Source organism: Proteus sp. LHD240705 (assembly GCF_047921555.1).
GTDB lineage: Bacteria > Pseudomonadota > Gammaproteobacteria > Enterobacterales > Enterobacteriaceae > Proteus.
Genome location: NZ_JBLRMI010000014.1, coordinates 1 through 12,514, shown reverse-complemented (window position 1 = coordinate 12,514; position 12,514 = coordinate 1). Strand labels below are relative to the sequence as shown.

Annotated in this window: 8 protein-coding genes; all 8 read right to left on the bottom strand. The window is 43.5% G+C overall.

Annotation, left to right across the window (positions count from 1 at the left end; genetic code table 11):
- Positions 1-51: 51 nt before the first annotated feature.
- The gene (rpoC, locus tag ACNART_RS17230) at positions 52-4,278 is read right to left on the bottom strand and encodes a DNA-directed RNA polymerase subunit beta' (RefSeq protein WP_109374342.1); all 4,227 of its coding nucleotides are present in this window, start codon (positions 4,276-4,278) and stop codon (positions 52-54) included.
- Positions 4,279-4,400: 122 nt separating this feature from the next.
- Positions 4,401-8,429, bottom strand: coding sequence for a DNA-directed RNA polymerase subunit beta (gene rpoB, locus ACNART_RS17225; protein ID WP_109374341.1), 4,029 nt, complete (start codon positions 8,427-8,429; stop codon positions 4,401-4,403).
- A gap of 349 nt (positions 8,430-8,778) precedes the next feature.
- Positions 8,779-9,144 carry a 50S ribosomal protein L7/L12 gene (gene rplL, locus ACNART_RS17220; RefSeq protein ID WP_023583093.1) on the bottom strand — a complete coding sequence of 122 codons (366 nt, stop codon included), beginning with the start codon at positions 9,142-9,144 and terminating at the stop codon, positions 8,779-8,781.
- A gap of 63 nt (positions 9,145-9,207) precedes the next feature.
- The gene (gene rplJ / locus ACNART_RS17215; RefSeq protein WP_006534706.1) at positions 9,208-9,705 is read right to left on the bottom strand and encodes a 50S ribosomal protein L10; all 498 of its coding nucleotides are present in this window, start codon (positions 9,703-9,705) and stop codon (positions 9,208-9,210) included.
- Between the two features lie 326 nt (positions 9,706-10,031).
- Positions 10,032-10,733: a 50S ribosomal protein L1 gene (gene rplA, locus ACNART_RS17210; protein ID WP_198626632.1), complete on the bottom strand. Its 702-nt coding sequence runs from the start codon at positions 10,731-10,733 to the stop codon at positions 10,032-10,034.
- A gap of 4 nt (positions 10,734-10,737) precedes the next feature.
- The gene (gene rplK, locus ACNART_RS17205) at positions 10,738-11,166 is read right to left on the bottom strand and encodes a 50S ribosomal protein L11 (protein WP_006534703.1); all 429 of its coding nucleotides are present in this window, start codon (positions 11,164-11,166) and stop codon (positions 10,738-10,740) included.
- A gap of 146 nt (positions 11,167-11,312) precedes the next feature.
- Positions 11,313-11,858, bottom strand: a complete 546-nt coding sequence (nusG, locus tag ACNART_RS17200) for a transcription termination/antitermination protein NusG (protein ID WP_004246900.1) — start codon at positions 11,856-11,858, stop codon at positions 11,313-11,315.
- A 7-nt stretch (positions 11,859-11,865) separates the two neighbouring features.
- A complete protein-coding gene (gene secE / locus ACNART_RS17195) occupies positions 11,866-12,243 on the bottom strand; it encodes a preprotein translocase subunit SecE (RefSeq protein WP_023583091.1) in 378 nt (125 codons plus the stop codon).
- Between the last annotated feature and the right edge of the window lie 271 nt (positions 12,244-12,514).

Below are 12,514 nucleotides of genomic sequence, written 5' to 3'. Positions count from 1 at the left end.
CAAAAAATGCCCTCACAATGGAGGGCATTTCAATCTAATCTAAATTAGATTTTAGTCTTTTAATCCACCAAAACCAGCATTCAGTAATTCTGCTAAGTTAGCAGATGCTTCATCAGCACTGATTGTTGTTTCAGTTTCATCTGTCGGCAGTTGTGATTGACGACGCTTCATACGATCTTGGTGATACGCATATCCAGTACCAGCTGGGATCAAGCGACCAACAATAACGTTTTCTTTCAAGCCACGTAATTCATCACGTTTACCCGCTACCGCAGCTTCCGTCAGAACACGAGTTGTTTCTTGGAACGATGCAGCAGAGATGAAGGATTCAGTTGCCAGAGATGCTTTCGTGATACCTAACAGGTCACGAGCATACGTTGCTGGTACTTTACCATCATCTTCCAGAACACGGTTTGAAACTTTAACGCGAGCGTATTCAACCTGTTCGCCTTCGAGGAACTCAGAGCTTCCTGCGTTCTCAATGGTAACTTTACGTAGCATCTGACGAACGATAACTTCGATGTGTTTATCGTTAATCTTAACGCCTTGTAAACGGTAAACTTCCTGTACTTCGTTAGTGATATAGCGAGTAACCGCATGAACACCACGTAAGCGCAGAATGTCGTGTGGTGATTCTGGACCATCGGAAATAACATCACCGCGTTCCACAACCTCACCCTCGAATACGTTAAGTTGACGCCATTTAGGGATCATCTCTTCGTATGCATCGCTACCGTCTAATGGAGAAATAACTAGACGACGTTTACCTTTAGTCTCTTTACCGAACGAAACAATACCGCTGATTTCAGCAAGGATTGCAGGCTCTTTCGGACGACGAGCTTCAAACAAGTCAGCAACGCGTGGCAGACCACCGGTGATATCTTTAGTACCGCCAGATTCTTGTGGAATACGCGCTAAAGTGTCACCTGCGTTAATTGTAATGCCATCGTCTAACTGAACAATCGCTTTACCTGGCAGGAAGTACTGTGCTGGCATATCAGTATTCGGGATTAATACGTCATTACCTTGTGCATCAGTGATGCGTAATGCTGGACGTAAATCTTTACCGCTACCTGTACGCTCTGCTGAATCCAGAACAACCAGTGAAGAAAGACCTGTTAATTCATCTGTTTGACGTGTGATAGTTTGACCATCAACCATGTCTGCAAAACGGATGATACCAGATACTTCACTCACAACTGGCATTGTATGTGGATCCCAGTTAGCAACAGTTTCGCCACCGTTAACCGCTTCGCCATCACCCTTCGCTAATTGAGCACCGTAAGGTACTTTATAGCTCTCTTTCGTACGACCGAATTCGTCAATTAAACGTAATTCTGTGTTACGAGAAGTGATAACTAATTTACCAGCAGTATTAGTAATGAACTTCGCATTAAACAGCTTCAGAGTACCTTTGTTACGTACTTGAATGCTAGATTCTGCTGCCGCACGAGATGCCGCACCACCGATGTGGAACGTACGCATCGTTAACTGTGTGCCTGGTTCACCGATTGACTGTGCCGCGATAACACCGATAGCTTCACCTTTGTTAATGATATGACCACGAGCAAGGTCACGACCATAACAATTAGCACACACACCGAAGTCTGTGTTACAGGTTACAACTGAACGTACTTTCACGCTGTCAACTGAGTTTTCTTCTAACAAGTCACACAGTTTTTCGTTTAACAGGGTGTTACGTGGAACAAGAATATCGGCAGTACCTGGTTTCAGAATATCTTCTGCAGCCACACGACCTAATACACGTTCACGCAGTGGTTCTTTAACATCACCACCTTCGATAACCGGAGTCATCATAACACCTTCGGTTGTACCACAGTCGTCTTCTGTTACGACTAAGTCTTGTGCAACGTCAACTAAACGACGAGTCAAGTAACCGGAGTTTGCTGTTTTCAGTGCGGTATCCGCAAGACCTTTACGAGCACCGTGAGTTGAGATGAAGTACTGGAGTACGTTCAGACCTTCACGGAAGTTTGCTGTAATAGGTGTTTCGATGATTGAGCCATCTGGCTTAGCCATCAAACCACGCATACCTGCTAACTGACGAATCTGAGCTGCAGAACCACGAGCACCGGAGTCAGCCATCATAAAGATGCTGTTGAAAGATACTTGTTGTTCTTCTTCACCATTACGGTTAATAACGGTTTCAGTAGACAGGTTTTCCATCATCGCTTTTGCTACGCGCTCATTCGCCGCAGCCCAAATATCGATAACTTTGTTGTAACGTTCGCCCGCTGTTACCAGACCGGATTGGAACTGTTCCTGAATTTCTGCAACTTCTGCTTCTGCTTCTGCAATGATCTCTGCTTTTTTCGCAGGGATAACCATATCATCGATACCTACTGAAGCACCTGAACGTGCTGCGTAAGCAAAACCGGTATACATGATTTGGTCAGCAAAAATAACTGTTGGCTTCAAGCCCAATACGCGATAACAGGTATTCAGCATTTTAGAAATTGCTTTCTTACCTAATGGTTGGTTAACCAGCGCGTAAGGTAGGCCTTTTGGTACGATCATCCATAAAATAGCTCGGCCGACAGTTGTGTCTTTTAAGCTAGTTTCAGTGGTGATGTTACCTTCGCCATCTTTGATCTCTTCAGTGATACGTACTTTAACGCGTGCGTGTAAAGAGGCTAAACCTGCGCGATAAACGCGTTCAGCTTCTTTAGGACCACTTAACACCATGCCTTCACCTTTGGCATTGATGCAGTCACGAGTCATGTAGTACAGACCTAATACAACGTCCTGTGAAGGAACGATGATTGGATCACCACTTGCTGGAGACAGAATGTTGTTTGTTGACATCATCAGCGCACGAGCTTCTAACTGTGCTTCTAATGTCAATGGTACGTGAACCGCCATTTGGTCACCATCGAAGTCGGCGTTATATGCCGCACAAACGAGTGGGTGTAACTGAATAGCTTTACCTTCAATAAGGATTGGTTCAAATGCCTGAATACCTAAACGGTGAAGTGTTGGTGCACGGTTCAGCATCACTGGGTGTTCGCGGATAACTTCATCTAAGATATCCCAAACAACCGCTTCTTCACGCTCAACCATTTTTTTAGCGGCTTTGATTGTTGTCGCTAAACCACGGGTTTCCAGTTTTCCGTAAATAAATGGTTTGAATAACTCAAGAGCCATTTTCTTCGGTAGACCACACTGATGCAGACGCAGGTATGGACCAACGGTGATTACAGAACGACCAGAATAGTCAACACGTTTACCTAACAGGTTTTGACGGAAACGACCTTGTTTACCTTTGATCATATCAGCCAAAGATTTCAGAGGACGTTTGTTAGAACCCGTAATCGCACGACCACGACGACCGTTATCTAATAACGCATCCACAGACTCTTGTAACATACGTTTTTCGTTACGTACGATAATGTCTGGTGCTGCTAAATCAAGCAGGCGTTTTAAACGGTTGTTACGGTTGATCACACGACGATATAAATCGTTCAGGTCTGAAGTCGCAAAACGACCGCCATCAAGTGGAACCAATGGACGTAAGTCTGGTGGTAACACAGGCAGTACAGTTAAGATCATCCACTCAGGTTTATTGCCTGATTGCATGAATGCTTCAAGTAACTTGATACGTTTAGTCAGTTTCTTACGTTTAGTTTCAGAGTTAGTTTCATTTAACTCTTCACGCAGCGTTTCACACTCTTGTTCCAGATCCATGCTCTGTAACAAGTTCTGAACAGCTTCTGCACCCATCTTCGCATCGAATTCGTCACCGAATTCTTCTAATGCATCAAGATATTGCTCTTCTGTTAAGATTTGTCCACGCTCAAGGCTAGTCATCCCGCCTTCAACAACAACATAAGATTCGAAATACAGTACACGTTCAATATCGCGCAGTGGCATATCCAGCAGCAGACCGATACGGGACGGCAGTGATTTCAAGAACCAAATGTGAGCAACTGGAGAAGCTAATTCGATGTGACCCATACGTTCACGACGAACTTTAGTTTGTGTAACTTCAACGCCACACTTCTCACAGATAACACCACGGTGTTTTAAACGTTTGTATTTACCACACAAACATTCGTAATCTTTTACTGGTCCGAAAATACGGGCACAGAAAAGACCGTCACGCTCTGGTTTGAACGTACGGTAGTTAATTGTTTCTGGCTTTTTAACTTCACCAAATGACCATGAACGGATCATATCAGGTGATGCCAGAGCAATTTTGATCGCATCAAACTCTTCGGTCTTGGTTTGCGCTTTCAGAAACTTTAATAAGTCTTTCACGAAATGGCTCCTGTCGGAGTTAGACCTGCCAGGCAAATGACCCCTGTCATTCACCCCTTTAAACCAGTGTAGTCACTGTTTGACAGACTGCCATTTCTAGCAGTCTGTCTATATGGAATCCGTTATTCGTCTTCCAATTCGATGTTGATACCCAGTGAACGGATCTCTTTCAACAATACGTTGAACGACTCTGGCATACCTGGTTCCATCTGATGGTTACCATCAACGATGTTTTTGTACATTTTGGTACGACCGTTAACGTCATCCGACTTAACAGTAAGCATTTCTTGAAGAGTATAAGCTGCACCGTATGCTTCCAGTGCCCACACTTCCATCTCCCCGAAACGCTGTCCACCAAACTGTGCTTTACCACCAAGAGGTTGCTGAGTAACCAAGCTGTACGAACCAGTAGAACGGGCGTGCATCTTGTCATCAACTAAGTGGTTCAGTTTCAGCATGTACATGTAACCAACAGTTACTGGACGCTCAAATTGTTCACCTGTACGACCATCGAAAAGTGTAATCTGACCAGAAGTTGGAAGATCAGCTAATTTCAGCATCTCTTTAATTTCCATTTCTTCTGCACCATCGAACACTGGTGTTGCGGTTGGCATACCTTTTTTCAGGTTTTCAGCCAGACGTAACACTTCTTCATCGCTGAAGGTGTCCAGATCAACTTTCTGACGAGGTGCCATACCCAGATCGTAAGCTTTCTGGATAAATTCACGTAATTTAGCAACTTCTTGTTGCTGTTTCAGCATCGCGTTGATCTTATCACCGATACCTTTAGCAGCCATACCCAAGTGAGTTTCAAGGATCTGACCGATGTTCATACGTGATGGTACACCCAGTGGGTTCAATACGAGGTCTACTGGATTGCCGTTTTCATCATATGGCATGTCTTCAATTGGGTTAATCTTAGAGATAACACCCTTGTTACCATGACGACCCGCCATCTTATCACCAGGTTGGATCTGACGTTTAACAGCCAGGTAAACCTTAACGATTTTCAGCACGCCTGGTGCTAAATCATCACCTTGAGTGATTTTACGACGTTTAGCTTCCAGTTTCTTCGCGAACTCAGCTTTCAGTTCATCATACTGTTCTGCTAATTGTTCTAACTGGTTTTGCTTCTCTTCATCCGCAATACCCAGCTCTAACCAACGTTCACGAGGTAATTTATCTAATTTCTCAGCTTCAATACCGCCAGCAATCAGAACACCACGGATACGAGCGAATAGACCAGCTTCAAAGATACGCAGTTCTTCAGTTAAGTCTTTTTTAACTTCACGTAACTGTGATTCTTCGATTTCTAATGCACGTTTATCTTTTTCTACGCCATCACGGGTGAAGACTTGTACGTCGATAACTGTACCAGACACACCATTAGGAACACGCAGAGAAGAATCTTTAACATCAGACGCTTTTTCACCGAAGATAGCACGCAGCAGTTTCTCTTCTGGAGTCAGTTGAGTTTCACCTTTAGGTGTTACTTTACCAACCAGAATGTCACCACCTTTCACTTCAGCACCGATATAAACGATACCTGATTCATCCAGTTTAGATAACGCTGCTTCACCGACGTTCGGGATATCAGCAGTGATCTCTTCAGGCCCTAACTTAGTATCACGAGAGACACAAGCAAGTTCTTGAATATGGATAGTAGTGAAACGATCTTCTTGAACAACACGTTCAGATACAAGGATGGAGTCCTCGTAGTTATAACCATTCCATGGCATAAATGCCACGCGCATGTTTTGACCTAATGCTAACTCACCAAGGTCTGTTGAAGGACCATCGGCTAACACGTCACCACGATCAACAGGTTCACCTAAAGATACGCAAGGAGTTTGGTTAATACATGTGTTCTGGTTAGAACGAGTGTATTTAGTCAAGCTGTAGATATCGATGCCCGCTTCACCAGCGTAAGTCTCTTCTTCGTTAACTTTGATAACGATACGAGAAGCATCAACATACTGAACAACACCACCACGTTTAGCAACCGCAGTAACACCGGAGTCAACCGCTACCGCACGTTCCATACCTGTACCTACCAGTGGTTTATCACCACGAAGTGTAGGAACAGCCTGACGTTGCATGTTCGCACCCATCAATGCACGGTTGGCGTCATCGTGTTCAAGGAATGGGATCAGTGAAGCACCGACAGAAACAACCTGTTGGGTTGAAACGTCCATGTACTGAACTTGGTCACGACTAAATAAGCTTGACTCACCTTTATGACGGCAAGTAACTAATTCTTCAACGAAGTGATTGTCATCGTCTAATACGGAGTTAGCCTGAGCAATGATGAAGTTACCTTCTTCGATTGCAGACAGATAGTGAATTTCATCTGTTACAGCATTGTTTTCAACAACACGGTAAGGCGTTTCTAGGAAACCGTACTCATTAGTCTGTGCATAAACAGATAATGAGTTGATAAGACCGATGTTTGGACCTTCAGGTGTTTCGATTGGGCACACACGACCGTAGTGAGTTGGGTGTACGTCTCGAACTTCGAAGCCTGCACGTTCACGGGTCAAACCACCAGGGCCTAATGCAGAAATACGACGTTTGTGCGTAATTTCTGATAGCGGGTTATTCTGATCCATAAACTGTGATAACTGGCTAGAACCAAAGAATTCTTTGACAGCAGCAGAAATCGGTTTTGCGTTGATCATATCTTGTGGCATTAATGCATCAAGATCGCCTAAAGATAGACGCTCTTTAACTGCACGTTCAACACGCACCAGACCAACACGGAATTGGTTTTCAGCCATTTCGCCAACAGAACGAATACGACGGTTACCTAAGTGGTCAATATCATCCACTTCACCTTTACCATTACGGATATCAATCAGTTTTCTCATTACTTCAATGATATCTTCTTGGCTTAGGATGCCAGAACCTTCAACTTCGTCACGGCCTAAAGAACGGTTGAACTTCATACGACCAACAGCAGACAGATCATAACGATCTTCAGAGAAGAATAAGTTCTCAAATAAATTTTCTGCTGCTTCGCGTGTAGGTGGTTCACCAGGACGCATCATGCGATAGATTTCAACTAATGCGCTTAAACGATCGTTTGTAGGATCGACGCGAACAGTTTCTGAAATATAAGCACCATGATCTAAGTCATTGGTAAACAGTGTTTCAATCGTTTTATGACCAGCTTGACTTAAGCGTGCTAACACATCTAAAGAGATTTCCATGTTAGCAGCACAAATCAGTTCACCTGTCGCTTCATCAATATAGTCACGAGCAACCACTTTACCTGCAATGTATTCAACAGGTACTTCAATGCGGTCAACTTGCTCTTTTTCTAATTGACGAATATGGCGAGCGGTAATACGACGGCCTTTTTCGACATACACTTTGCCGTTTGCTTCAATATCAAATGAAGCAGTTTCACCACGCAGACGTTCAGGCACTAATGTCATCATCAGCTTGTTGTTGCTGATTTCAAACAATGTTTTTTCGAAGAATAATCCTAAGATTTCTTCAGTGCTGTAATTCATTGCGCGTAAAATGATAGTCGCAGGTAATTTACGGCGACGGTCAATACGGACAAAAAGGTTATCTTTAGGGTCGAATTCGAAGTCTAACCATGAGCCACGATAAGGGATAATACGTGCGTTATACAGTACCTTACCTGAAGAGTGTGTTTTACCTTTGTCACTATCAAAGAACACACCAGGGCTACGGTGTAACTGGGAAACGATAACACGCTCAGTACCATTGATAACAAAGGTACCATTATCGGTCATTAATGGGATTTCACCCATATAGACTTCTTGTTCTTTGATGTCTTTAACGGTGCCTTCTGGGGCTTCACGTTCATAAATGACCAGACGCAGTTTTACACGCAGAGGTGCAGAATAAGTTACACCGCGGATCTGACATTCTTTAACATCAAAAACAGGCTCGCCTAAGCGGTAGCTGACATATTGTAATTCAGCATTACCACTGTAGCTTTGGATAGGAAATACGGAGCGGAAAGCTGCTTCCAGACCGTTTTGACCATCAGGATCTTGCTCGATGAACTTCTGGAACGAGTCAAGTTGGATAGAAAGGAGATAGGGAACATCCAGAACTTGTGGACGTTTACCAAAATCCTTACGAATACGTTTTTTCTCGGTATAGGAGTAAACCATAGGGTTCCTCAGCTCGCTGAAAAGTGACCCACTCTGCCTGTCCTTAACTTTAAGGATGGCTCGACATTCTGCAAACACTGTTTTTTTGTAGGTAGGAAAACAACTATTTTCCGAATATTTATTGCTATTACTCTTAAATCATTTCATTGTGCCAAGATCACTACCGAGCTTTCGAGAACGTGGATCGTAGTGACTAACACAGTATATTAAGTCGTCAATAGCAAAAAATATTGAAGTAATGAGACACCAAAAAAGTGTGAAAAAGTGACTCTTACCTTACAGCGCAAAAAGGCTGGTGACTAAAAAATCACCAGCCATCAGCCGTTAGGCTGCACTCTGGGAAGTTAAATTATTTAACTTCAACCTCAGCGCCTGCTTCTTCCAGAGCTTTCTTCAGAGCTTCAGCATCATCTTTGCTTACGCCTTCTTTAAGAGCTGCTGGTGCAGATTCTACTAAGTCTTTAGCTTCTTTCAGGCCAAGACCGGTAGCGCCACGTACTGCTTTGATTACTGCTACTTTGTTACCGCCGATAGCTTTCAGGATAACGTCAAATTCAGTTTTCTCTTCAGCAGCTTCTGCTGGACCCGCAGCAACAGCAACAGCTGCAGCAGCAGATACACCGAATTTTTCTTCCATCATAGAGATCAGTTCAACAACGTCCATTACAGACATTTCAGCAACTGCGTTTAAGATATCGTCTTTAGAAATAGACATAACAAGTGTTCCTAAAATTCAGAAAAAGTTTATACGTAAATAAAGCAACGAAGAAATTGGCTATTAAGCAGCTTCTTTCTGATCGCGCAGAGCAGCCAGAGTGCGAACCAATTTGCCTGCAGAGGCTTCTTTCATGGTTGCCATCAGGCGTGCGATTGCTTCATCGTAAGTTGGGAGTGTAGCCAGACGATCGATGTTCGAACCTGGGATAAACTCACCTTCAAAGGCAGCCGCTTTAATCTCGAATGCTGGGTTCGCTTTCGCGAAATCTTTGAACAGACGAGCAGCAGCGCCCGGATGTTCAGCAGAAAATGCAATCAAGGTTGGACCAACAAATGCATCTTTCAGTACTTCATAAGAAGTACCTTCAACAGCACGACGCAGAAGTGTGTTACGTACTACACGTACAGTAACGCCAGCTTCACGACATGCTTTACGCAGTTCGGTCATTTTAGCTACAGTAACGCCACGGGAATCCGCAACAACTGCAGAAAGCGCACCTTTGGCAACTTCGCTGACTTCAGCAACAATCGCTTGTTTGTCTTGAAGATTTAGTGCCATTAGCTTCTTGCTCCTGGATTAACCGAGTAAAAACTCGGGACTCACATCACTTATTACCACAATGGTATAAGCGCTAAAACACGGTGAGTAGAATCCAGAATATATAATTCTTTATTGGCTCTCTCACCGTCTACGCAGGAAAATTAAGTAATTACTTACACCTGCGGTCTTGGACGGGGTCTGGATAGGCCAGACTCCAACCGAAATTCAGAGAATTTAGTTATGTCGACTTGAATAAAATACAACATAGCTAAACTCAAGGCGTCAAATTCTATACAAATTTGACGCCAAGGTAAAGTCTTTTATGACTTTAGTCTAATCTAAGATTAAACTGTCGCGCTTAAGCTAGCTTGATCAATCGCAACACCTGCACCCATAGTGGTAGACAGGCTTACTTTCTTGATATAAACGCCTTTCGCTGCTGATGGTTTTGCTTTTTTCAGAGCAATCAACAGAGCTTCTAAGTTTTCTTTCAACTGAGCTTCGTTGAAATCAACTTTACCGATAGTGGTATGGATAATACCATTTTTGTCGTTACGGTAACGAACCTGACCAGCTTTAGCATTTTTAACTGCTTCAGCAACGTTAGGAGTTACAGTACCCACTTTCGGGTTTGGCATTAAGCCACGTGGGCCAAGGATTTGACCTAATTGACCTACAACGCGCATTGCATCTGGAGATGCGATAACAACGTCAAAGTCCATTTCGCCAGCTTTAACTTTAGCAGCTAAGTCGTCCATACCGACTAATTCAGCGCCTGCTTCTTTAGCAGCTTCTGCATTTGCACCTTGTGCGAATACAGCAACGCGAACTGAACGGCCAGTACCGTGTGGAAGTACAGTTGCACCACGAACGTTTTGATCTGATTTACGTGCATCGATGCCAAGGTTAACAGCAACGTCAACGCTTTCAACGAATTTAGCAGTAGCCAGTTCTTTCAGTAAAGCAACAGCTTCAGCAATTTCGTACTGTTTAGTTACTTCAACTTTCTCACGGATATTGCGCATGCGCTTGGTTAGTTTAGCCATCAGATTAATCCTCCACTACCAGGCCCATGGAACGAGCAGTACCAGCAATTGAACGCATCATAGCTTCAACGTCAGCACCAGTCAGGTCCGCAGCTTTAGTTTCTGCGATTTCACGAACTTGAGCAGAAGTAATTTTACCTACTTTCTCTTTGTTCGGTTTGCCAGAACCTGATTTCACGCCCGCAGCTTTCTTCAGCAGAACTGCTGCTGGAGGAGTTTTGGTAACGAAAGTGAAAGAACGGTCAGCATAAACTGTAATAACAACAGGAATTGGTAAACCTTTTTCTACGCTTTCAGTTTTAGCGTTGAATGCTTTACAGAATTCCATGATGTTAACACCTTGTTGACCCAGAGCTGGACCAACTGGTGGACTTGGATTAGCCATACCTGCAGAAACTTGCAGTTTGATATAGGCTTGGACTTTCTTAGCCATTAATTAATTCCTCAATTTGGGTATATCGCCCGGCTAGGGCTCCCCGATTTTACTTTGTTCTGTCTTATGACAAAACAACTCAAAACGAAAGGTGGAAAATTGTAGATAACTTTTCCACCTTTTGCAAGAAAGCAGCGTAAAAAGGTTTAACCTTTTTCAACCTGACTAAAGTCTAATTCAACTGGTGTTGCACGACCAAAGATTGATACAGAGACTTTTAAGCGGCTTTTTTCGTAATCAACTTCTTCAACAACACCATTAAAGTCAGCGAATGGACCATCGCTAACACGAACCATTTCACCTGGTTCAAACAGTGTTTTAGGACGCGGTTTATCACCAACTTGTTGTAAGCGATTCATAATCGCATCAACTTCTTTATCGCTAATTGGTGCAGGTCTGTCTGACGTTCCGCCAATGAATCCCATAACACGAGGTACATTACGTACTAAGTGCCAAGTTGCATCGTTCATGACCATTTGGACAAGAACATACCCTGGGAAAAATTTACGCTCACTTTTGCGACGTTGACCGCTACGGATCTCAACCACTTCTTCGGTTGGAACCATAACTTCGCCGAATGAGTCTTCCATTTCGTTTAATTTGATATGTTCACGCAGAGACTGTGCAACACGGCCTTCAAAGCCTGAAAATGCCTGAATGACATACCAGCGTTTTTTTGGAGAATCAGTCATGAACACCTCACAGGCCAGTAATAAATGAAACAAAACGAACCAGAATGCCATCCAGTCCCCAAAGAACTAATGACACAATAGCCGTCACCGCAGCAACAATCAGGGTTGTCTGCAATGTTTCTTGACGTGTTGGCCATACTACTTTACGCATTTCAATACGCGCTTCACGAGCAAATGCTAACGTTGCTTTACCTTGTGTTGTCCACAACGCGATCCCACCTGCTGCTACGAACAAAGCAACAACAGCTAAAGCTCGCAACGCTAGGTTAAATTCACGGTAAAGATAGTTGCCACCCACTGCTACTGCCAGCAATAAAACGGTAATGATCCACTTAGCGATATCACCACCGCGTTTGCTATCTTGAGCTCCGCTATTCGCACTCATAAATTAACCTGTCACTATGATGTAAATAAATAGCCAGCTTGCCTCGCAAGAGCAAAACAAATCAGACTAACCATAAAATCAACTATGATTGCATCTGACACAGTGTCATATCTCTATGACATTCGTATCTGCAAGATACTGGACTCGATTCGTTGTATCAGAGCCTATCTCACCAATAATTTACAACAAACTAGTGATGAGATAGGTTCTTTTTCAAACAACGCATAAAAAGGGCATCAATTGATGCCCTTTTTTAGGAAATTACGCGAGT

What these genes read in the sequence shown, in the direction of transcription:
- rpoB (WP_109374341.1), bottom strand. Translation starts at nt 8,429, where the DNA reads ATGGTTTACTCCTATACCGAGAAAAAACGTATTCGTAAGGATTTTGGT.
- rplL (WP_023583093.1), bottom strand. Translation starts at nt 9,144, where the DNA reads ATGTCTATTTCTAAAGACGATATCTTAAACGCAGTTGCTGAAATGTCT.
- rplJ (WP_006534706.1), bottom strand. Translation starts at nt 9,705, where the DNA reads ATGGCACTAAATCTTCAAGACAAACAAGCGATTGTTGCTGAAGTCAGC.
- rplA (WP_198626632.1), bottom strand. Translation starts at nt 10,733, where the DNA reads ATGGCTAAACTAACCAAGCGCATGCGCAATATCCGTGAGAAAGTTGAA.
- rplK (WP_006534703.1), bottom strand. Translation starts at nt 11,166, where the DNA reads ATGGCTAAGAAAGTCCAAGCCTATATCAAACTGCAAGTTTCTGCAGGT.
- nusG (WP_004246900.1), bottom strand. Translation starts at nt 11,858, where the DNA reads ATGACTGATTCTCCAAAAAAACGCTGGTATGTCATTCAGGCATTTTCA.
- secE (WP_023583091.1), bottom strand. Translation starts at nt 12,243, where the DNA reads ATGAGTGCGAATAGCGGAGCTCAAGATAGCAAACGCGGTGGTGATATC.